Source organism: Sorangium sp. So ce128, from assembly GCF_051525245.1.
Lineage (GTDB): Bacteria > Myxococcota_A > Polyangia > Polyangiales > Polyangiaceae > Sorangium > Sorangium cellulosum_B.
The window spans coordinates 8,359,043-8,381,872 of record NZ_CP150313.1 but is presented as its reverse complement, the minus strand read 5'-3'; the positions used below and the strand labels follow the sequence as shown (position 1 = coordinate 8,381,872).

Sequence of the window (22,830 nt, the reverse complement as noted above, 5' to 3'; positions counted from 1 at the left end):
GAGCGACCTCAGGGCGAGGCGCCCGCGGGCGGGGGCTGAGCGACCTCAGGGCGCGAGGTGCCGCGTGCGCGGCGCCCGCGTCCGGTAACGCTCGAGGAGCGCGAGCGTCGCGTCGAGCGACGCGCCGTACGGGAGCACGTTCCCCTTCGGCGTGGCGTACTCGAGGTAGAGGTTGTCGTCCGTGGACAGGATCGGGCCGCCGTCCTCGGCCGCGTCGGCGACGAGGCGATCGAGATCGTCGCCCGAGGTGACGAGGGCGTCGAGGAGGTCCTCGAGCCGCGCGCCGGCGAGCGTCGCCTGGAGCGACGGGCGCGCGTCGAGCCCGGCGAGGCGCGCCCCCGAGGCGACGAGCGGCGCGCCGCTCGCGACGAGGATGCCTTGCGCGCCGCCCACGAACAGCGCGACGTGCGGGAATGCGCTGCGCATCGTCCTCACCACGACGGCGAGCTCGCGCCGCCGGATGTGGTGGAGCTGCACCCACTGCTGCAAGACGCCGCCCTGGGTGAGCCGCGACCGGGCCAGCTCGTAGAACTCGTGGCTGTAGAGGCTCGCGGCGCCCGCGAACCAGACGCTGGTGAGCTCGATGGCGATGAGATCGTAGCGGCCCGGGGCGGCGACGAGCAGCTCGTTCCTGCCGTCGTTGAGCGAGAGGCGGACGCGGGGATCGTCGAGCGCGCGGAGGCTCGGGCCGGCGAAGAAGCGCCGAGACGCCTCGACGATCGCGGGCGAGATCTCGGCGACGTCGATGCGCTCGAAGGGGTAGGCCGCGATGGTGCCGGTCGTCGTGCCGGTGCCCAGGCCGATGACGAGCGCGGCGCGCGTGTCGCGGAGGAAGAGCGAGGGGAAGTGCGCGAACCGCCGCTGCGCCGTCATCTCGGGGCCGTCGTCGCCCTGGAACTTGCCGTTCGTGTACATGGTCGTGACGCCGGCGAGGTGCGCGACCGTGGTGACGCCGCCGTGCACGTCCTCGCGCACGAAGTCGATGCGCTCGGGGCGCGGCCCCATGGCGAAATAGACGTTCGCGCCGCTCGTGAGGCGGGCCATGTCCCAGCGGGGCGCGAGCACGGCGAGCGCCCCCGCCGCCGCGGCCAGCGCGAGGGCGCGGGGGAGCTCCGCCCCGGCGCGCGCGGCGGCGAGGACGGCCGTGAGGGCGAAGGCGAGCGCGATCGTCAGGAGCGCGCGCTCGGAGCCGAGCGCGGGCAGGATGAGGTAGCCGGTGACGATGGAGCCGGCGATCGTGCCCAGGGTGTTCGCGGAGGTCAGCCTGCCGACGCGCGCGGCGACGTCGGCGTGCGCGGCGGCGCGCGCGAGGAGCAGGGGGAAGGTGGTGCCCATGCACAGCGTGGGCAGCGCGAGGATCGCGAGGGCGGCGAGCGCGCGGCACGCCTCGCGGCCGGCCCACCCGTCGACGTGCTTGCCCGCGAAGGCGAAGAGCCGCGGGAGCTGGTCCCAGAGCGGGACGGTGGCGGCGAGCGAGAGCGCGGCGGCGGCGAGCCCCCGGGAGAGCGCGCCCTCGCCGTGGCGGCGCGCGAGGGCAGGAGAGCGCGCGGCGCCGGCCGCGAGGCAGACGAGGAAGACGGCGAGCATCAGCCCGAAGGCGTAGGCGCTGTTGCCGATGAGCAGCGCGAGCAGGTGGGTCTGGACCACCTCGGCGGCGAAGACCAGGAAGCCCGACGCGAACGCGAGCAGGAGCAGGAACGGCGGTTCAACCCGGCCTGCGGCCGCGGGGAGCGGAGCGTCCGCGGTGCGGGCCTCGGGGGAGCACGCGTCGGGGGCGGCGGCAGAAGGCGCCGGGCCGCGCAGCCCGGCGGAGATCGCGACGACGCCGAGGACGATGTTGGCGATCGCCGCGGACCAGAGCGCGCCTCGGATGCCGAGGTGCGGGAGGACCACGTAGGCGCCGGAGAGCGCGCCGGCCGCGCCGCCGGCCGTGTTGATGGCGTAGAGCGAGGCGAGGCGGCGCGCGGCGTCGTGCTCGGCGGGAGGCGCGCCGCCGTCCGGCGCGGCGCCGGCGCGGAGGATGCGCGAGAGCACCGGCAGCGTGGCGCCCATCGCGACCGTGGGGACGACGACCACGAGCGCGGTCAGCGCGGCGCGCGCCGCGGTGAGCAGCGCGAGCGAGTCGGGCGCTGCGCGGGCGACGGCGACGTAGGCCGAGGTCAGCGCCTCGAACAGGAACGGCGAGACGGCGCAGATCGCGCCGACGATCACCTCGAGCGCGCCGTAGACGACGAGCGGGCGGCGCGCGGACGCGGCGTGGCGTCCGCCGAGGTGCGCGCCGAGGGCGAGGCCGCCCATGAAGGCGGCGAGGACCGTGCTCACGGCATACGCGGTGGCGCCGAAGACGTAGGCGAGCAGCTTGGAGAAGGCGACCTCGTAGAGGAGGCCGGTCGCGCCAGAGACGAAGAACAGGGCGACCACGAGCGGGAAGCGGGAGCGCACGGGCGCGCACGCTAGTACAGGCGCCCGACGAGCAGGCACCTCAGAGCGCCGAGCACGACATCCCTCGGCAGGCGGCCGAGGGCGGGCGCGACGCGCCGCCCCGTCACCAGCCGAGCCGCTGCAGCCGCTCTCTGGCCCCCTTCACCCCGAAGATCGTCTCTTCGCCGGGCGGCACCACGGGCGCGAGCAGCACCGCCGCGAGCACCGCGGTGACGACCAGGGGCGCTCGCGCGTCGTCGCCGGCGATCGGCGGCTCTCGCACCTGCCAGACCCGCCGCGCCCGCGCGAGCAGCGCGTCGAACCCGCGCCCGCCGATCGCCCGCACCCCCGCCGCGGCCGCCGCTCGCACGAGCGGCGCGCGATCCAGCGGCACCGTCATGACGAGCACGCGGCTCGTTTCGCGCGGTGTGGAAGTAGAAGAAGAGGAGGTGCGCGCGACGTCCACCTCGACGGCGTCGGCCATCGGCGTGCTCCCCGACGGATACGCCTTCTTCTGCACGAGCGTGAGCTCCGCCCCGAAGAAGACGCGCGCCTGATGTGCCCAGCGGTGCTCGTCGATCCGCGCCTCGGGCTCCGGCGACAGCAGCGACCACCCCTGGCTCGGAGGCAGCAGCTCGATACGTCCTTCCGCCCACCCGCTGCCGTCGAATTCCATATGCGCGCCCGCTGCCACGGTAATCCCTGGTTTGACCTGGTCCGGATCGCACGAACGCGCGGCCGGTGGTCTATAGTTCGTGCCATCTAGGGTAAAGGTGAGCCCTGCATGCCGAAGTCCGATCAGGCGTCGGAAGAGCAAGGCCGGGCTGCCCTGAGGGCGGCCCTCTTTATACACCGACGCGCGCCGCTCTCCCGTCTGCTCGCTCGCCGCGGGCTCGGTCCCTACCGCGGGTATGGCGAGCTCCTGGAGGCGATCGAGCGGCTCGCCGACCGCGGCGCGCAGGTCACGCTGATCGGGCGCTCGATCCGGGGCGAGCCGCTGCTCGCCGTGCACCTCGGCGCAGCCAGCCTGGCCGCTGCGCGCGGCGAGAAGCAAACCGCAGGCCTCCTGGCGCCGAGCGCCCAGGGAGGACAGAGCGTTGCGAACGGCGTCTCACTCCGTCCGCTCGATGGCACGTCGAATGGGACGCCGGATCCCGATGGCAGCCGCGCGCCGGGCGGCGCGGACGACCCGGCGCCGAGCGACGCCGCCCTCGCTCAGTTGACCGAGCGCGCCGAGCGCGCCAGCCTGCGCCCCTCGACGGGAGCCGGGTCGCGCGAGCGCGTGCGGACGACGGTGATCCTGTCCGGGATCCACCCCCTCGAGTGGATCGGCATCGAGGCCCACCTCGCGCTGCTCGATCGCCTCGCGACCCAGGACCTCGGGGGCCGGTCGATCCTCGCCGTCCCGATCGTGAACCCGGATGGGCTCCTCCGCGTCGAGATGAACCTCCGCGCCGGGCGACACCGGTACGTGCGGGGCAATGCCCGGGGCGTCGACCTGAACCGGAACTTCGACGCGGGATGGTACGAGCGCGGCCTCATCCAGCGCTTCATCGGGCTCCTCTTCTCGCCCGGCAGCCGCCCCGCCAGCGAGCCGGAGGTGGAGGCCATCGCGCACGCGCTGTCGTCGCGCCGGATCGACCGCGCCTTGTCGCTGCACAGCGCCGGCGGCGCCGTGCTGTACCCGCCGGCGCACAGCCTCTGGCCCGTGGCCGACGCTGCCGAGCACCGCGCCTTCGCGCTGCGCATCGCGCGCGCCGCGGACCGCAGGCCGTACCGCGCCATGCCCTACGTCCGCTTCGCCTGGGGCGTCCGCAAGGCCGGCCTGGAGATCGACTGGCTCCACGATCGTCACGGGGCGCTGTCGCTCCTCGTGGAGTGCTCGCGCGGCAAGCTCGGCCTCCGGCCGTCGCGCCTCGTCGAGCCGTTCGCCTGGCACAACCCCCGGCGTCTCGACGACGCCACGCCGCCGCTCGTCGACGCCCTCCTACCCTTTGTGAAGGGTGCGCGCGCCTAGAGCGGCGGTCACCCGCTTCGGATACGGGCCCATCTCGACGTTTTCGGTGCTCAGCGCACCGGAGTGCGCTTGCGCGCCGAAAACGCCGATCTGGGCCCGTCTCCTGTGCGGGTGACCGCCGCTCTGCTGCGGCTCTGCTTGGTGCAGAGGGGGGCGGAGACCGATGTGGTTCCGCGAGGAACCGGGCGCGGCGCTCAGAGCTCGATCGGCTCGCCGACGGGGATCTTCTGCAGGCCGAGGAGGACGCCGAGGGCGGCGAAGCTCGCCGCCATCAGGCCGTACGCCGCGAGCGCCCGGTGCTCGATCAGCCAGCCGGCGCCGATGGGGCCGATGATCTGCGAGATGCTCGCCAGCGACTGGCTCACGCCGAGCGCCGCGCCCTGCTCGTCGCGGCCGACGCTCTTCGTGAGGAGCGTGGTGACGGCCGGCCTCACCACCGCCGCGCCGAACGCCGCGATCCCCACGAGCGTGAGCAGCACGGGCAAGGTGTACGCGACGCCGAGCAGGCCGTAGCCGACCACCATCGTGCCGAAGCCGAGCAGCGCGAGCCGCTCCTCGCCGTACCGCTTCGCCAGCCGGCCGATCAGGCCGCCCTGGATGCTGCCGCCGATGAGCCCGGAGAAGGCGTAGAGATAGCCCGTCTCCTTGACGCCGAACGCGAAGCGCCGCTCGAGGAAGAGCGCAAGGCCGCCGATGAGCGTCGAGAAGGAGAGAGAGAAGGCGAAGAACTCGAGCAGCCGGCGGCGCGGGAGCGGCCGGTCGAAGTACCGGCGGAAGGCGTCTCCGCGGCCGAGCGACGCCGGCCGGGCGGCCGCGGCGGTCGCCCCGTCCTGAACCGCCGGCACGGGCGGCTTCGTCGGGAGCAGCGTGGCCGTGAGGAGGACCGACAGGAGCGACAGCGCCGCCGCCCCGTACGCCGGCGCGCCGTAGCCGAAGCGGCTCGCGAGCTCCCCCGTGATGGCCGGGCCGAGCAGGAACCCGGAGCCGAAGGCGATGCCGATCAGGCCGAACGCCTTGGTGCGCTCCTCGGGACGGGTCACGTCGCTGATGTACGCCTGCGCGATCGTCAGGTTCCCGGCCGTGAGCCCGTCGATGATCCTCCCGAGGAACAGCATCCAGAGCGAGCTCGCCGAGCCGAGCACCAGGAACCCGAGGAACGTGCCGGTCTGGCTCACGAGCAGCGTGGGTTTGCGGCCCACCCGGTCCGAGATCCGGCCGAGGATCGGCCCGGAGACGAGCTGACAGACCGCGTAGCTCGCCGCGAGCACGCCGACCACGAGCTCGCTGGCGCCGAAGTGCTCGGCGTAGAACGGGAGGAGGGGGAGGACGAGCGTGAGGCCGAGGACGTCGACGAAGACGGTAAGGAAGATCGGCAGGAGCGGCGAGCGGAGCATGATGGCTTTCGGTGGCGATGGACTGCGGTGACGGCCGCCGGCGACCGGGCCGGCGATGGCCGGGCCTCCGGACGGGCGCCTGGACGGCGTTGTCCTCATGACGCATCTGCGCCGCGGCGGGTACCCTCCAGCGCGCGTCCAGCGCTCGCGCGGGGCACGGGCCGGGCCGCGGGCGGGCCCGGGGACGCCCGCGCCGTGGCTCAGCGCTCCGACGGGGCGACCGCGCGCGGGTCGGGAGAGCGGAGCGCGAGGGTCATCTGGATGTCATCCAGGATGGCGCCGTCGACCCGGAACGCGTCCTCCCGGGTGCCGATCGGGACGAACCCCATCCCCGCGTAGAGCCGCCTGGCCCGCTCGTTGTTGGCGAAGACGCCGAGGTCGAGGTACTCGAGGCCCGCCTCGTCGCGGGCCCACGCGATCGCGGTCTCGAGCAGGCGCCGGCCGTGGCCCTGCCCGGTGTGGGGGCCGAGGATGCCCATCGCGACGACGGCGCGGTGGCCCTCGGACCAGACGCGGCCGCCGCGCAGCTCGATGTGCCCGATGATGCGCGCCCGCGGCTCGCTCGACCGGAGCAGCCAGGCCCGCCCCCAGAGCGGCTCGTCGAGCCCCTTGCCCCAGCGGTCGCGCGCGCTGTGCTCGACCTCGTCGGGGGCGAGCGACGTCGCGATGGCGAAATGGGGCACTCCGCGCCGGCCGGACTCGGCGACGTGCTCGATGAGGTAGGCCGCGAAGGCCCGCGCGTCCGAGCGGTGGGCCGGGGCGATGGCGTGGAGGGCGGGGGAGGGGATCATGCCGCGGCGCGCGCAGCGCCACGCCGAGCGTAGTGCCGCCCTGGCGCCCGCGCGACCTCCAACGGCAGCAGGGCGGGGCCGGCCAGGCGAGCTCGGGCCGGAGGGGCGCGGACGGCCGGGCGCCGCGCAGGGCGTCACCAACGTGAACGTGAACGTTTACGTGGTCGTGAACGTGAACGTTTACGTGGTCGTGAACGTGAACGTGGTCGTGGTCGTGGTCGTGGTCGTCAACGTTAGGTCGTGAACGACCACGACCACGACCACGTTCACGTTCGGATGTAGGAGAACGCGGCGTGAAGCTTGGTTAACGCTTATGAGGGGGAGCGCGGGGCCCCGGCGTGGGGAGGCGTGGATCAGTCGGGGAAGATGCCCAGCTGCTCCGGGTCGGCGAGGCCGAACTGGGCCATCATCTTGAGCAGGTAGTCAGGCACCGACTTGTAGCCCTTCAGCTCGTACGCGTAGTGGTTCTTGTAGATGGTGAGCTGGGTGCAGTTCTCGTTGATGTTCTGATCGCACGCCGGCACGTCCTTGAACGGGCCTGTCGCGGGCACGTCCTTGATCGCGGGGTCCGGGACGATGATCGCGGTGCCGTCCGGGTGGTACGTGATCATCGCGCGACCGTACTTGTTGAAGCCGGGGCCGTAGTCGGCGACGTACGCGGGATCCGCGGGGATACTGTCTGTCGGGTTGCCCGGCTGCGCCTCGTGCCTCGGGTCGAGCTGGTAGCCATTCGCGGTGAGGGCGTTGGCGTACTCGAGCACGCGGGCCGCGATGCCCTTCTGCACCCACTTGCCGCCGGAGCCCTCGCAGGCCGTCCTGTTCTTGCCGGCCCCGAAGAGGCACTCCATGCCGTACGTGCGGGCGTAATAGACCTGCCCGGACGTCGGGTCCTGCCACTCGATGCGCTGCTCGAAGCCCGGGTCCGCGTCCCTGCCGAGCCGGTAGATGCGCATCATGTCGAGCCAGTTCGTCTTGCCGTTCGCGGGGATGTGCGCGAGTGTCCACGCGATCAGGAACTTCTGCACCTCCCAGCCGATCTGCGGATCGACCGCGAGGGTCCGGTCCACGGTCGCCGGATTGAAGTCGCCGCCGGTGTAGTTCGTGCAGACGTTCTTCCCGTCGGTCGGGAAGCAGACCTTCGGCCCCTCGTTCGGCCACCAGCTGACCCAGCCCATCGGGCGCGCCGGAAACTCCTTCGCCAGCGGATCGGGATCCTTGCTCTCCTTGTCGAGCACCGGGAGGCCGTCCGCGCCGGCCTCGAGGCGAGGCGCGAGGAGCGAGCGGTCGCCGGTGAAGGCGTTGGCGAGCACGCGGCGGTAGCCCTCGGGCAGCACGTCGGCCATGCCGACCGCGCGGAAGCGGGCGTCGTAGAAGTCGCGGCGGGAGCTGCTGACGAACCGGTCCTCCGACTCGGAGAGCAGGATGGCCGCGTGGATCTTGTCGTAGTAGCTGCCCGCGTTGAACGAGTAATCGGTGTCGAAGTCGCCGTGGTCCTCCGAGTTCCTGTTCTCGAGCGGGTGACCGCCGAACCCGACGTCCTTCAGGTAGCCGGTCGAGCCGTTCGGGATCTGCACCAGCACGGGGGTGTTGGTCGTGCCGCCGAACTCGCCGAAGCCATCGCCGGCGCCCCAGTCGTCGCCGTCGAGGTTCGAGCGCAGGACGTTCCACTCGGACCACGGGTTGCTCGGATCGTTGGCCTCCCGGGTGCGCAGGTAGTGCGGCCCCTCCTCCGGGCGGGCGAGCTGCCTGGCGAAGTGATCGAAGGCCACCGTCGCGGCCACGACGTTCTCCTGGAGGCCGCCGTCGATGAGGAGCGGCCACAGCGTGTCGAACGACGCGCCCTGGTTCGTCGCGAGATCCTGGTAGATCGTCCCGTAGAACCCGATGCCGCCGGCGATGCCGAGCATCTTCTCGTTGTAGCGGCTGTAGGACCGATCCGCCGCGGCGCGGACGCTGAACGTCGTGCGGTTGCGCCGGAAGTTGTCGAAGATGTGCCTGTTCTCCTGGGAGGTGATCAGGAACATCAGCTGCTCGTACGGATCGGCGCCGTTGTCGTGACGGAAGACCGAGGCGTTGCCGGTGTCGGCCCAGTTGTCGGTCGCGAACCCGTACGGCACGCGGACGCGGTTCTGGGCGTCGATCGCCGGACCGCCGCGGAAGGCGATGAGCGACGTCTCGTTGTCCACCGGCTTGCGCAGCTGCTTCCAGCCGACGTAGTCGACCGGCTGCTGGCGGCAGCGCTTCGTCTCGTCGCCGACCGTGACGATGCCGCCGTCGAGGAGCGGGTGCCACTTGCCGTCGAGCGCCTCATTCCACGTCGCGGGCGGGGTCGCCTGCACGTCGTAGCAGTCGCGGATGACCTCGTACTGTGCTTGCAGCCGGGAGTAGTGGAAGTCGTTGACCCTGGGCTCGGCCGTGGCGGTGCGCTTCGCGAACATGCCGTACTTGATGCCGGCCAGCCCGCCGAAGGTGTCCGTCGCGGCGAGGAGCCCGCCGCCGATCCTGCCGCCGGCGAGGTAGTTGCGATCGCCGTTGTCGTAGACGCTCACGTTGTCGCCGTAGAAGAAGCGCGCGGCGGCGAAGTCGTAGACGCCCAGGCCGACCAGGTCCTGCGAGACGTCGCCCGGGTAGTCCATGACCGTGGAGTGCTGGAACATCCAGATCATGTTCTTCTGCTCTTCGTCCGTGATCGCGTCGAAGTAGCGGGGGCCGACGCACTCCTCCGGGCTCTCGCCCGCCTCACCGGCGCACGCCGCCTTGATCTTTCCGTTCTTCGTCCTGAGCTGCCAGTACTGGGGCCGGAAGAAGAGCGCGGCGGTGTTGCTCACGAAGTTGTGCCGGAGGCCGATGGAGTGCCCCATCTCGTGCGCGATGACCGCGTACTGGTAGCGGCGCTGGATGTACTTGAACATCTGCTCGTAGCGCCCCCGCTTCTCGTCGGCCGTCTCCTTGTCGCCCACGGGGAACTTCTCGCGGAGCGCGTCCGCGAGGCCCGTCATCGCCGAGGCCTCGGGGGCCTCGTGCAGGATGCAGGCGCCGCGCTCGGCCAGCGCGTTGTCGTGCATGCGGCGGAGCTGCGAGTGCATCTTCGGGTTGTTCATCGCGAACGGCGACGCCGCGTCGGCGAGCGGGCCCTCGATGGGCAGGCCGGCGGGGACGCCCGCGCGCTTCAGCATCGCCGGGTTCATGAGCTCCGACTCGGCGAGGCTGCCTCGCGCGGCCTTCATGCGGGCGCCCACGACCGCCTGCTGCGGGGAGGGGACGTCCCCCCGTACCGCGACGTCGGCGACCTTCGCCTTCATCGGCTCGATGATCGCCTCGAGCTGGGGGGAGACCCCCTGCGCGACGAGGTTTTTGTACGCCTCGGCGTCGAGCTTCGTGGCGCTCGCGAGCCGCGACGTGACCTCCTGCTTCGTCATCGTGGGCCCCTGGCCGCCGCCCGAGACGCGGCTCGCCTGCGCCCAGTCGCGGATGTACTTGCCGTCGGTGATCTCGGAGGTCGGGATCTCGCCGTTGATGTAGCGGACGATGTCGACGAGCTGCTGCGCCGCGGAGTCGGTGACGTGGCTCCAGATGTTGATGCTGGCGGCCACCTTCTCGCCCGTGATCGGGTCGTCCGCGTCGGCCATGATGCCCCAGGGCGACGGGGTCTGGGGCTTGTCGACGATGAGCACGCTGTTGTAGCGGAGATCGCCGAGCCGCGGGGCGACGCGCTCCTCGAGGGGAACGCTCGTGTCGCCGCAGGCGGGGTGGTCGCCCTCCACGATGGGGTTGTGGCAGAGCACGATCACCGAAGGCTGCGTGACGACGCTTCCGATCGCGAGCGTCGCCTGGTCGCCGCCGCGCCGCTGAGAGAGCTGCTCCACGGCCCCCCTGGCCGCATCGTCGCACGCCGGCGCGTCCCAGCCCTCCGTGCGGCGGCACGCGTTCAGCGCGCGCGAGATCGCGACGGCCTCGTCGATGTCGTCCTGCTGGCCCTTCCACATCGGGAACCTCGCGTCGCAGTCCTGGCCGCCCGTCTTGCGGCACTCGACGAGGCGCGACGTCTGGATCGCGGTCTTCATCGCGAGATCCCACTCCTCGGCGGCCCACTGGGTCGCCTCGAAGATGTCCTCCGACGTGTTGCCGCCGACGTACCAGGGGATGACGACGGCCTCGCGGTCCGCGTAGGGCAGCGTGCACTTCTGCTTGTACACGTCGCACTGCGAGCCCGCGCCGGCCGCCGCGCACACGTCCGCGGTGCCGTCCTTGTCCTCGTCGAGGTTCGGATCGGCGGTCACGTCGCCATCCGGGGCCGTCTCCCGGGTCGCGCAGGCGATCGCGCCCTCCATCGCCTCGGGGTCGTCGTAGAAGTGGCTGCGCTTCCAGAGGTTGTAGCGGGACGCGAAGCGCCGCCACTGGTTGTCCACGATCCCGTAGTTGCGGTCGTAGCCATAGCGGTAATCGGCGGTGAAGTTGCCGAACGCCTGGAACCTCACGCCGTCGACGTCGACCGGCTCGTAGTCGCTGTCGACCACCTTCTTGAACGACTGCCGGATCGTGATCTCGACCGGGTTGCAGTTGCCGTACGGGTCGGTGCCGCCGGCGAAGTCGCCCGGGAGCATGCAGGCCGGGAACTTGTCGATGCCCCAGCCGAGGCTCGAGAGGTCGAGCAGGACAGGCTTGGCGAACGCCTTCGTCGTGACGTCGAAGTAGCCGTTCTTGCTGTCGAACCGCGGGGCGTCGGCGGACGCGGGATCGCTGACGTAATAGGCGAGCGGCTCGTACTCGACACCTCCGTAAAGGCCGACCTGCGACAGGGTGTCGAAGTTGTAGGCGTCGGTGGCGAGGTTGCGGGACCAGTCGACGCGGAAGTACTCGCGCTCGTACCAGAGCCGGTCGCTCGTGTTCTCGACGATGACGTTCGACTCCTCGCCGGTCGAGGGGTTGTAGTCGCGGACGATGTCGAAATGCGACTCGATCGCGTAGCTCGCGACGATCTGGCCGTCGTTCGTCGTCTTCTTGGTGAGCCCGTTATAGTTGTTGCCCTTGCCGTCGGTCCCCTCGATGCGCTCGTAGGCGAGCCGGGCGTTGAGCTGGCGCTCGGTGATCTCCCACTTGATCCGGGAGACGGGCTGGGCGTAGGTCGACGTGAAGAGGCCATCTTGGGCGGCGCCGTACCCGACGTCGACGACCGTACCCCGCATGTAGAACTCGGGGTCATCGACGATGTCTTTGAGGTCCCCTCCAACGAAGAAGGACTTGGCGAGCGCATCGCTCTGCACCCTTCTGATGGACGGCCGCTCCTCGGCGCAGCCCGCCCCCACGACGGTCAGCGCGACGGTGCCGAGGAGCACCGCACGCCTAAAAATTCGATTCATCAACGATCCTCCGGAAGCTGCCTGTCGAGATCGACGCACAAGCTGACCCTTCACGGCGCACAGGGCGCAGCGCGAGGTAGTCCCCCCAAGGCAAGAACGTTGCCAACGCTCGCCGACGCTCGAACGCGAGCTCTTTCGATAAGTTAAGCACCTGTCGCACATGCGCATCGGGGGTGGCGTTAAAGAGTTAACTGTTGCCGGACGAGCTTGCGACCGGCGCCCGTCTCCGGGGTGACGGCGGTCGGAGCAGTGCTCGGGACGGTCGAGGGCGCGGGCGCGGCGGCGCGCGGCGCGCGCTCGCGGAAGGGGCACCGCGCGCCGCCGGGGGCCGACAAGTCGTCGGCTGTCGAGTTCTTTGGTATGGTCGCCGCGTGCACTCTCCCTCGCATCGGACGCGCGGGTCGCGCGGGCGCGCGGACAGCCATGGGCGCAGCGCTCTCCTGCGCGAGGGGCACGGCCGCCCTGGGGCGGGCATGCGGTGCGGCCGCCCGGAAGCGGGCGAGCGGGGCAGACGCCGGCAGGTGCCGGGCGCATGAGGCATGAAGCGCTCCTCGGCCGCAAGGTGGCCGGGCGGTTCACGATCACCCGCTTCCTCGGCGAGGGCGGCATGGCCAGCGTCTTCATCGCCGAGCGCGACGCCGAGCCCCGCCGGGTGGCGATCAAGATCATGAACCCGGAGTTCACCGGGGACCGCGCGTTCATCCGGCGCTTCCAGCGCGAGGCGAAGGCCGCGGCGCGGGTGAAGCACCCGAACTCCGTCAAGATCTTCGAGTACGGGGTCGAGGGCGCCCTCAGCTACATCGTGATGGAGCTGCTCTCGGGGGACGACCTCTACGTCCTCCTCGAGCGCCACGGCGCGATCGGCCAGGCGCGGGCGGTCCGCATCCTCTCGGAGGTGTGCGAGGCGCTCGCGGTCGCCCACGAGATGGGCGTCGTGCACCGCGATCTGAAGCCCGAGAACGTCATGGTGGTCCCCGACCCCATGCACCCTCACGGCGAGCGGGTGAAGGTGCTCGATTTCGGGATCGCCAAGATCCTCGACACGGGCTCGTCCGGCGAGGCGCCCGAGCTCCTCGCCGACCCGCTGTCCGTCGTGACGCGCGCGGGCACGTTCGTCGGCACGCCGGCCTACATGGCTCCGGAGCAGTGCGGGCTGCTGCCGGTGGATCAGCGGGCCGACCTGTACACCTGCGGGGTCCTCTTGTTCCAGCTCGTCACGGGGCGGCTGCCGTTCGAGGGCGAGACGCCGCTCCACACGGCGACGCTCCACATCCATGCGCCGGTGCCGGCGCCGAGCAGCTGCGCGCCCGGGATCCACCCGCGCCTCGAGGCGCTGATCGTGAAGGCGCTCGCCAAGGAGCCGGCGGACAGGTACCAGACGGCGCGCGAGCTCGGGTACACGCTGCACTGCCTGCTGGCCGAGCTGCCCGACACGGCCGTGGGGCTCGGGCCGATCTCGCGCCGGCAGCCGAGCTCGCTCTTCTCGCGGGACGCGTCGCTGCAGCGGGGGCCGATGTCGCTCCCGCCGTTGACGTCGCTGCCGAGCTCGACGTCGGCGCCGATCTCCGGCCAGGCGCCCAGGGCGGAGCTCTCGATCGAGTCGGCCCGGACGCTCGTCTCCGGCGGGGGGGCGGGCGCCGAGGTCGCGCGTCCGCCGCCGGTGGTGCTTCACCACGCGCCGCCGCCCTCGGAGCTCCCGCAGACGCTCGATCCTCAGGCGGTCGCGCCGGGGGCGGGCGCCGAGCCGCAGCGCTGGGCCGGGGAGTCGGTGCCGGAGATCTCGCTGCAGCTCCCGTCCTGGTCCCACGGCGCCAGCGAGGCGCTGCTCTCGGGGAACGGCCTGGCCGAGCCGGGCGCGTACGACGACGCGAGCGGGGACGACGACAGCACGCTCACCATGGTCCGTCGCGACGAGCTCCTCGGTCCGGCGAGGGTGCGAGTCCACACGGCGGCCTATGACGAGGGCGACGAGCTCGACATCACGCCTCCTGGCCGCGAGGTGAAGGCGACGCTCCGCTCCGCCGAGGACTTCGGGCTGGGCACGCCCGAGAAGCGGGCCGAGGTCGGTTTGGTGCGCGTCGATTCCGTGCCGGTCCCGGCGACGCCGCAGAGCCCGCTCGACGGGGGGGCGGCAGGGGCGTGGGACAGGAGATCGCCGCGCGCCGCCAACACGCTCCGGCTGGTCTCGTCCCACCCCCCGGCCGAGAGCCAGATGCCCACGGTGACGCCCGGCGAGCTCCAGGCGGCGAGCCCGCAGGGGTTCGGGGCGATGGGGTTCGGCGCGGCGAGCGCGGAGACCGCCGGGGACTCCGCGGCGGTCGTACGGAGAGCGCCGGCCGCGGCCGACAGCGCCTCGCCGGCAGCCCCGGCGGCGTCGCTGCCGTTCGAGCTCGCCACGACCATCGCAGAGCAGCGCACGGTGCTGGAGCGCCGCGCGACGATGCCCGATCACGTCGTCGTGCCCCAGGCGCCGCCTGCGCCTGCGCCGGCGCCTCCGCAGGCGCGGGAGCCGAGCTGGCTCGCCGGCAAGCGGGGGCTCATCATCGGCTTCGTCGCCGGGATGCTCCTGACGGCGCTGGCGATGTTCCTTGTGATGCGCCTGCTCTCCTGACGTCTCGCACGCGCCCTCCCGCGCGGCGCGCCCTCTCCGACACCGCGCGCCGGTTCAGGGGATGTCGTACGTCAGCAGCCGGCACTCGATCGGGCCGTTGAACACGGTGAGCGAGCGCTCCGGCCTCCTGCGCATGGCGTGCTCGATGTCCTCGGTGCCGGCGAGGATGGCGACGCGGTGGCCCTCGAGCCGCGACAGCGCCGCCGCCATGTCGCGGTAGAGGGCCAGCGTCCCCGGCAGGCGCTCGCCGTACGGCGGGTTGGTCAGGACGTGGCCCGGCGGCGCGGTCGGGGCGAGCGCGGTGATGGACTGACAGCGGACCTCGAGCTGCACGCCGGCCATCCGGGCGTTGCCGCGGGTGATCTCGGCGGCGCGGGGGTCGATGTCGGCGGCGACGATCGCGGGGCCCTCGGGCCGGATCCGCGCGCGGGCGGCGTCGCGGAGCTCGGTCGTGCGCCGCGCGGCGGCCTGATCGTGGCACGCCCACCGCTCGAAGCCGAAGCGCTGCGCGCGCAGGCCGGGGGCGATGTCCCGCGCCCAGAGCGCGGCCTCGAGGGCGATGGTGCCGGCGCCGCACATCGGGTCGACGAACGGGCGGGCGCGGTCCCAGCCGGAGAGGCGGAGCAGCGCGGCGGCGAGCGTCTCCTTGAGCGGCGCGCCGCCGATGTGCGTGCGGTAGCCGCGGCGGTGGAGCGCGGCGCCGCCGAGGTCGGCGTAGAGCGTCGCGCGGTCGCGGACGAGGTGGAGGAAGAGGGCGAGATCCGGGTCGTCGAGGTCGACCGACGGGCGGGCGCCGACGCGGCGCCGGATCTGGTCGACGATGGCGTCCTTGGTCCGCTGCGCGATGAACTGGGTGTGGGTCAGCGCGCTCGAGCGGCAGGAGGCGCGGACGGCGAGCGTGTGGACCGGGCTCAGGTAAGGGGCCCAGTCGACGCGCGAGACGCCCTCGTAGAGCGCGTCCCCGCTGGGCGCGTCGAACGAGGCGAGCTCGACGAGCACGCGCACGGCGGTGCGGAGCTCGATGCACGCGCGGAAGCCCTCGTCCGGCGGGCCGGAGAAGTGGACGCCGCCGCGATCCGCGCGGACGCCGCGGAACCGGTGCTCGCGGAGCTCGTCGCGGAGGGCGGGCTCGGTTCCTTTGGCGGCGGTCGCGAAGAAGTCCATGGCGACGGGGCTTCTAGCCGAACCGCCGCGCGGCGGCCCTCACGAACGCGGCCTCTGGCCGCGCGGCCGCTCCCGGGGCGAGGCGCGTGGCACTGGATTCGCACGGCGTTCGCTGAGCTCTGGGGTGTGTGGACCGGGCGCAGGGACGCCGGCGCTCGGCAGGTGGGGTGAGCGGGCTCCGCGCTCGGCGGGCCGAGGCCGCTCGGGCAGGACGCCTGGCCCGAGGCCGCGGCGAGCGGGCAGAGCGAGGGAGCCAGGGCGTCGCGCGGCGGAGGCGCCGGCACGGCGATCCGCGAGGGAGGGAGGCCAATGGAGCATCGGATGGCGGCTTTGCGTGGCATCAACATCGCGCTCGGGATCTGGCTCTTGATCTCCGCGTTCCTCTGGCGCCACGGCCGGGACGAGTTCACCAACACCTGGGTGGTGGGCGCGCTGTGCGTCGTCTTCGCCCTGATCGCGCTCTGGGCGCCGAGGGCGCGTTACGCCACCGCGATCCTGGCGGTGTGGCTCTTCGTCAGCGCCTGGACGATACCGGCGCTGCTGATGGCGACGGTGTGGAACAACGCGCTCGTCGCCGTCGGCATCCTCGTCGTGTCGCTCCTCGCGACCGACGTCGCGGTGCGGGGCTCGCGGACCGCGCCGCGCGTGTAGGCGCCGAAGGGCCGGCGGCGGGAGCGCCGACGGCGCTCCCCCAGCTGCGCGCTGGCGGCGCGCGGCGTGTTCGCCTCGCGGCGTCGATCGTGTATAGCGGCGTCGCGAGCGCCGCGCACGAGCCGGCGAGAGGATGTCCCATGAAGCTCAGCGTCAACGTGAACAAGATCGCGCTCCTGCGGAACTCGCGGGGACACGATGCCCCGAATGTCCTCTCCTTCGCCCGGAAGATCGTCGACTACGGAGCCCACGGCATCACCATCCATCCGAGAGCGGACCGGCGGCACATCACGCCGGACGACGCGCGGGCGGTGACTCGCCACATCACCACGGTGGAGACGAACTTCGAAGGCGATCTCCGCGAGGAGTTCCTGGACCTCACGCTCGAGCTCAGGCCGACGCAGTGCACGCTGGTCCCGGTCACGCCGGGCGAGCTCACCTCGCACCGCGGCTGGGACGTCGCGAAATGGCGCTTCGTCCTCCAGCCCGTGGTGAAGCGGCTCAAGGAGGAGGGGATCCGGACAAGCCTCTTCGTCGAGGCCGACCCGGCGGTGGTGCCCGTGGTCGCGGCGATCGGGGCCGATCGCATCGAGATCTACACGGGTCCTTACGCCCAGGCGTTCGATCGCGGCGATCACCGCGCGGAGCTCGACAAGATCGTCGCGACCGTGAGGGCCGCCGTGGCGGCCGGGGTCGGGATCAACGCGGGGCACGACCTCACCGTGGAGAACCTCGCGCCGCTCGTCCGCGAGGCGCCGCAGATTCAAGAGGTGTCGATCGGTCACCACCTCGTGGCGCATGCGCTCGAGGTCGGGATGAAGCAATCCGTGCGCGACTACCTCGCGGCGGTCGAGGGGCGCCCCGCGCCGGCGCAGTAGCGGAGGGCCGGCCGAGCGCGCCGGTCAGCGCTGCGCCGGCCGAGCTCGCCCCGCCGCGATCGCGCCGCCGGCGGCGCCAGCCCTGGTCAGCTCCGGTGTTTGCTCAGCGGATCGACAGCGACGTCATCCACCGGCACGGCCGCGGACGGGCGGGACGCGGGGCCACGCACCGGCAGCTCCACGATGAACTCCGCGTGGCGCCCCTTCTCGGTGTTCCCGAGCCGGATCGCGCCTCCATGGCCGTGACGCACGATCTCATAGCAGATGGAGAGCCCTAGCCCGGTGCCCTGCCCGTTGGGCTTGGTCGTGAAGAATGGGTCGAAGATCCGCTCACGGATGAGCTCCGGTATCCCGGTGCCGTTGTCCCAGATCCGGATCTCGGCGATCGACCCGACCCGGCGCGTCGACACCCGGATGCGAGGTGGCTCGGCCGCGGCGCCCCTCTCCGCCCGCACCCGCTCACCCACGGAGTAGAGCGCGTTGTTGACCAGGTTGATGATCACGCGAGCGAGCTCCTGATCCATCACCTCGACCGGCGGGAGCGAAGCGTCGAACTCCTTCTCGACCACCACGTCCAGGGCGGGCGCCGCAGCGAGCTTGCCGACCATCGCGAGCTCGACCGACTTCTCGACCAGCGCGTTCAAATTCACCGGCTCTCGGACGCCCGACAGGACACGGGAGTGCAGCAGCATGTTGTTCACGATGGCGTTCGCGCGCTTGCCGTGCTCCGCGATCTTGTTCGCGTTGATCCTCAGCATCGGGAGCACCTCCCTGATCTTCGCCATGACCTCGCCGCTGTGCGGGTCGTCGAGATGGAGCTCGGTCGAGAGCGTGACGAGCTCATCCGCGAATCGAACGGACAGCTCAGCGAAGTTGTTGACGAAATTGAGCGGGTTCTTGAGCTCGTGAGCGACTCCCGCGGTGAGGTTGCCGAGCGACGCCATCTTCTCCGCCTGGATCAGCTGCTGCTGGGTCTGCTGGAGGTGCTCGAGCGTCGACGCCAGCGCGATGTTCTTGCGCTTGAGCTCCTCGGTTCGCTCGTCGACCTTCCGCTCGAGATCGTTGTAGAGCCGCGCGTTCTCGATCGAGATCGCGACCTGCGACGAGAGCAGACGGAGCACCTTCAGCCGATCCGAGGTGAAGGTGTCGGTGATGAGGTTGTTCTCGAGATACAGCACACCGACGAGCTGTCCCTGATGAACGAGCGGGGCACAGAGCACCGACCTCGGCTGGCAACGCACGACGTAGGGGTCGCTGACCAGCCGCTCATCCCGCGCCGCGTCGCGCAGCACGACGCTCTCCCGCGTCCTGGCGACGTAGTTCACCAGCGCGTGCGGGAGATCCGGGCTCTGATCCATCGGGATCGACTGCAGCACGGTGACCTCGCCGGACGCGATCGTCCCCTTGGCCTCGATGACGAGCTGGCCGGCTTCCTTGATGAGGAGGACTCCCTTCTCTGCGCCTGCGTTCTCGAGCATGATCTGCATGATCCTGTCCAGGAGCCGACCGAGCATGATCTCGCTGGAGAGCACCTGGGACGCCTTGACGACCGTGGTCAAGTCGAGGTCCTGGGGCGTCGGCGACACCGTCACGGCGGTGCCGCTCTGATGCTTCACCTGCGCCGGAGACGACCGCATGAGGAGCACGGGATACTGCTCGTCGAGCGCGCGGACCTTGGTGTGCGCGCCCCAGGTGAGATAGCAGCCGCGCGCCTCCTGGAGGTACGAGCCGGCCAGCTGCGGTTTGCCCCTGTTCAGATGGAACAGCGCCGCGCGCTCGCACGCCAAAGCCACATCGTGGAGGTACTCGCTCTTCCGCGCTGCGGAGATCGCGTCGTCGTAGAGCCTCGCCGCCTGCCTGGATCGGCCCTCCACGCGCGCCTCCTCGGCCAGCACCAGCGCAACCTTGTGGCGGGCGTTCACCGCGCTGTGCTCGGCCCACTTGTGCAAGATCCGCTTTGCCTTGTCGATCGCGCCGCGCAGGCGGCGCCTGTCCGCGCCGTCCGCGTCCGGAACCAGCGAGAGCGCCGCGAGCGCCCGGTAAAACGCGTGGTGCGGAACGAACGCCGAGCTCGGGTCCAGCATGTCCTTGTAGGCCTCGAGCCGCGACGCGATCTCCACCACCTCGTCATAACGCTCGAACAGGTAGCCGATCTGGAGCGCCAGCAGCAGGTGCTGCGCGCGCTGCATGTCCTCGGTGACGTACGCGTCAGGCTCGAGCGAGTGCTCGTTCGAGCGCAGCGCGGAGGGGTCGGCGTCCTGCAGCTCTCGCGTCCAGCGCAGGGTGATCTGCATGCACTGGACCACCTTCTGGGCGTCGGTCCGTCGTCCGAACTCGAGATACCGGCGAGCCTGCGCGGTCACCTCGGCGATCGGGGTGTCGACCAGAGAGGTCCAGTAGATGCTCAGGCACATGCAGTACGATGCTTGCACCAGGTTGCCGGCGTCGACGGCGCACTGGATCGCCTCCGCGAGCAGATCGAGCGCCTCGCGCAGGTGGGACGAGAACACCTCCAGGAAGCTCGCGATGACGAAGAGCGTCCTGCACGTCACCGATGGATCATTGAACTTGCGCGCCAGGACCAGGGCGAGCTTGCCGTACGCCGCGCCCGTCCTGGGATCGCGGAGCACCGAGCTGTTGAACATGCCGAAGCAGGCGAACGCGAACGAGGAGGCCTCGGTGTTGCCGTAGGTGAGCGACAGCTGCACGAGCTTGAGGATGATGAGCCCGATGAGCTGCTCGCGCTGCAGCAGGTAGGCAGGGAACCAGAGGGTGATGAGCAGACCCATCGCCGCCCGGATCTCCGGCGTCATGCGGTCCGGCAGCTCGCTGAGCTCGCTGATCTGCCTGCCCCGCAGCTTCCATCGAACCTGGGCGAGCTCGAGCAGCACCTCACCCATGTGCGGCTTGGACGACAGCCGTATGCCGAGCAGCTGCAGCGCGAGCAAGCCGGTCTCCACGGCCTGCTCGTACTGGCACAGGTGCAGGAGCTGCGTCACACGGGCGGTATGCACGGCGACCCGCTCGTCGTCGGCGCGGGCATTGCGGAGCAGGAGCGCGAACCTCTCGTCGGCGTCCGCGAAGCGGGTCATGAGATAGTCGCACTCGGCCCTCTCGAGGTGCAGCGCGAACGTCAGCTCATGACAGCGGCTCCACCCCTCCGCCCCGACGAGCTCGGTGCCAGCGGCGAGGTAGCGCAGCGCCGGTTCGTAGGCAGCGGACGCCTTTGCCTTGCGACCGGCGGTGAGATCGAGCTGCGCGATCTCCTGGCGCTCCGTCGTGTCGCGCACCACCTCGGCGCCTGCGTTCAGGTGATTGACCACCTCGAAGAGCCGCTCCGCGACGCGCTCGGCCGGGAGGCGCCGCCGGAGGAGGCGGCCGATGTCGAGGTGGGTCTTCTTCCGGTCCTGGTCGGGGATGAGCGAATAGGCTGCCTGCTGCACGCGGTCGTGCAGGAACTCGTACGGGACGGCGAGCTCCTCCAGCGACGCATCGAAGGCATCTCCCGGCTCGGCGCCGAGCAGCAGCTTGTACGACTGATCCGTGGGCAGGATGAGGCCCGCTTGCACGGCCTCCCACAGGGCGTCGGCCGTCTCCCGCGGTGAGCGCTCGAACACGATGGACAGGATGTTCGAGTCGAAGCGGCTCCCGACGCAGGCCGCCAGCTTCACCGCGCTCTGCGCCGCGAGCGGGAGCCTCTGCAGCTTGCCGACCAGGAGGTCGACCACGTTGTCCGTGACCCCGACGGACCTGAGCTGATCCATGTCCCAGCGCCACGCGCCCACGCCGCGCTCGTCCGAGAGCGCCGGGTCGAACACGAGCAGCCGCTCTTGATGGAGCGTCTTCAAGAACTCCATGACGAAGAACGGATTGCCGTGGGTCTTGCTGGCCAGGAGCGACGCGAGCGGCCCCGCGCGCTCTGCCGTGCACGAGAGGACGTCGACGAGCCACCCCGTGAGATCGTCCTGGGAGAGCGGCGCCAGCGCGAGGTGGGTGACCCTCGTCGCCTCCACCTGGAGGCGCTCGAACGCGCGGCCCAGCGGGTGGCCGTCCGTGACCTCGTTGTCTCGGTACGCGCCGATCAGCAGCAGGTAGCCGCCGGCCGGGTTTTCGCTCAGGTACCGGAGCAGATCCAGGGACGCAGCGTCGGCCCACTGCAGGTCGTCGAGGAAGAGCACGAGGAGGTGCTCCCTCTGGGCGAAGGCCTGAATGAAGCTCTGGAAGACCTGACGAAACCGGTTCTGAGACTCCGCTGGGCCGAGCTGGGGCACGGCCGGCTGCTGGCCGAGGACCAGCTCGAGCTCCGGGATCACATCGACGATGATCTGGCCGTTGGGGCCCAGCGCGCGTCCGAGCCGCGTCCTCCAGACAGAGAGCCGCGCCTCGTCCTCGGTGAGCAGCTGGCGGATGCTCTGCCGGAACGCCTCGATGAGGGAGCTGTAGGGTAGACCCCGATTGAACTGATCGAACTTGCCGGAGAGGAAGCTGCCGGTCTGGCCGACGACGAGCCTGTGGAGCTCGTTGACCAGCGTCGATTTACCGACGCCGGAATAGCCGTGGACGAGCACGATCTCGGTGGCGCCTCGGGCGACGCGCTCGAAGGCGCCCGTGAGGGCGGCGACCTCCGCGTCGCGCCCGTAGAGCTTCTGCGGGAACTGCAGCCTCTCCGAGCGATCCTGCCTGCCTGTCGGAAACGGCGCTATCTCGCCGGCGGAGCTCCACCCGGCGAGGCAGGTCTCGAGGTCGATGCGCAGCCCGCGCGCGCTCTGGTAACGGTCCTCGGCCGCCTTGGCCAGCAAGCGCATGACGACGCTCGACAGCGGGGCAGGCACTCCCGGCCGCAGGTCCTCCGGCGGCGTCGGCCGCCGGGCGATGTGACAGTGCACGAGCTCGAGCAGATCGGTGGCCAGGAACGGCGGCCGGCCGGTGAGCATCTGGTACAGCGTCGCCCCGAGCGAGTAGAAATCCGTGCGATGGTCGAGGGCCCGGTTCATCCGGCCGGTCTGCTCGGGTGACATGTAGGCCAGGGGCCCCTCGATCCGGGCGACGCTCTCGATCGTCTGGCTCTCGCGAGGCAGCCGGGAAGCGATGCTGAAATCCGTGAGCTTGGCGCGGCCGGTCTCCCGGTCGAACAGGATGCTTCCCGGATGGATGTTCTTGTGGGTGATCTCCCGTTCATTCAAGGCTTCGAGCGCTCGGCAGAGCTGGATCGCGACGCGGAGGAGCAGCTCGATGTCCAGCCCTTCGGCGGGGATGGCGGAGTGCAGCGGCTCACCCGCGAAATCCTCGAGGACGAGCACCGGTACGCCCTGGTGCTTCTCCAGCCGCTGCACCTTCAGGATGTACGGGCTGTCGAGCATCTGGGCGAGCTGGTGCTCGTGCTTGATGCGCGTGATATCGAGCAGGGTCGGGTAAGCGACGTGGAGCGCCTTGATCAGCGCTGGCTGCCCGTCGGCGGATCGGATGGCTCGATAGGTGGCAGTCCGCGTCTCTTCGACGACGGTCGCGGTCACATCGTAGCCCAGGAGGATCTGCATGAGCTC

General features: G+C 71.1%; 11 protein-coding genes. 4 read left to right on the top strand and 7 right to left on the bottom strand.

Annotated elements, in window-relative coordinates; all coding sequences use genetic code 11:
- Nucleotides 1-45: 45 nt before the first annotated feature.
- Both WME82_RS31785 and WME82_RS31780 read right to left on the bottom strand, forming a co-directional pair.
- Nucleotides 46-2,442: a fused MFS/spermidine synthase gene (locus WME82_RS31785; RefSeq protein ID WP_438038371.1), complete on the bottom strand. Its 2,397-nt coding sequence runs from the start codon at nucleotides 2,440-2,442 to the stop codon at nucleotides 46-48.
- A gap of 103 nt (nucleotides 2,443-2,545) precedes the next feature.
- Entirely contained in the window at nucleotides 2,546-3,097 is a 552-nt protein-coding gene (locus WME82_RS31780) for a hypothetical protein (RefSeq protein WP_438038370.1), read from the bottom strand.
- A 108-nt stretch (nucleotides 3,098-3,205) separates the two neighbouring features.
- Here WME82_RS31780 and WME82_RS31775 point away from each other — a divergent pair, with 108 nt between their 5' ends.
- Nucleotides 3,206-4,438 (top strand): M14 family metallopeptidase, encoded by a 1,233-nt coding sequence (locus WME82_RS31775; protein WP_438038369.1) that lies wholly within the window; start codon nucleotides 3,206-3,208, stop codon nucleotides 4,436-4,438.
- A 194-nt stretch (nucleotides 4,439-4,632) separates the two neighbouring features.
- Here WME82_RS31775 and WME82_RS31770 read toward each other — a convergent pair whose 3' ends face one another.
- The 3 genes from WME82_RS31770 to WME82_RS31760 all read right to left on the bottom strand — a co-directional run bounded on the left by WME82_RS31770 (nucleotide 4,633) and on the right by WME82_RS31760 (nucleotide 11,983).
- The gene (locus WME82_RS31770) at nucleotides 4,633-5,832 is read right to left on the bottom strand and encodes an MFS transporter (protein WP_438038368.1); all 1,200 of its coding nucleotides are present in this window, start codon (nucleotides 5,830-5,832) and stop codon (nucleotides 4,633-4,635) included.
- 200 nt (nucleotides 5,833-6,032) lie between these two features.
- The gene (locus tag WME82_RS31765; protein WP_437740239.1) at nucleotides 6,033-6,623 is read right to left on the bottom strand and encodes an N-acetyltransferase family protein; all 591 of its coding nucleotides are present in this window, start codon (nucleotides 6,621-6,623) and stop codon (nucleotides 6,033-6,035) included.
- A 353-nt stretch (nucleotides 6,624-6,976) separates the two neighbouring features.
- A complete protein-coding gene (locus WME82_RS31760) occupies nucleotides 6,977-11,983 on the bottom strand; it encodes a hypothetical protein (protein ID WP_438038367.1) in 5,007 nt (1,668 codons plus the stop codon).
- Between the two features lie 532 nt (nucleotides 11,984-12,515).
- On the opposite strand from WME82_RS31760, the gene WME82_RS31755 reads away from it, so the two are divergent.
- Nucleotides 12,516-14,594, top strand: a complete 2,079-nt coding sequence (locus WME82_RS31755; RefSeq protein WP_437912060.1) for a protein kinase domain-containing protein — start codon at nucleotides 12,516-12,518, stop codon at nucleotides 14,592-14,594.
- 54 nt (nucleotides 14,595-14,648) lie between these two features.
- On the opposite strand, the gene WME82_RS31750 is transcribed toward WME82_RS31755, so the two are convergent.
- Nucleotides 14,649-15,758, bottom strand: a complete 1,110-nt coding sequence (locus tag WME82_RS31750; protein ID WP_438038366.1) for a THUMP domain-containing class I SAM-dependent RNA methyltransferase — start codon at nucleotides 15,756-15,758, stop codon at nucleotides 14,649-14,651.
- A gap of 321 nt (nucleotides 15,759-16,079) precedes the next feature.
- Here WME82_RS31750 and WME82_RS31745 point away from each other — a divergent pair, with 321 nt between their 5' ends.
- Nucleotides 16,080-16,409 (top strand): SPW repeat domain-containing protein, encoded by a 330-nt coding sequence (locus WME82_RS31745; protein WP_438038365.1) that lies wholly within the window; start codon nucleotides 16,080-16,082, stop codon nucleotides 16,407-16,409.
- Nucleotides 16,410-16,549: 140 nt separating this feature from the next.
- Nucleotides 16,550-17,287: a pyridoxine 5'-phosphate synthase gene (locus tag WME82_RS31740; RefSeq protein ID WP_438038364.1), complete on the top strand. Its 738-nt coding sequence runs from the start codon at nucleotides 16,550-16,552 to the stop codon at nucleotides 17,285-17,287.
- 86 nt (nucleotides 17,288-17,373) lie between these two features.
- On the opposite strand, the gene WME82_RS31735 is transcribed toward WME82_RS31740, so the two are convergent.
- A complete protein-coding gene (locus WME82_RS31735) occupies nucleotides 17,374-22,824 on the bottom strand; it encodes an AAA family ATPase (protein WP_438038363.1) in 5,451 nt (1,816 codons plus the stop codon).
- Between the last annotated feature and the right edge of the window lie 6 nt (nucleotides 22,825-22,830).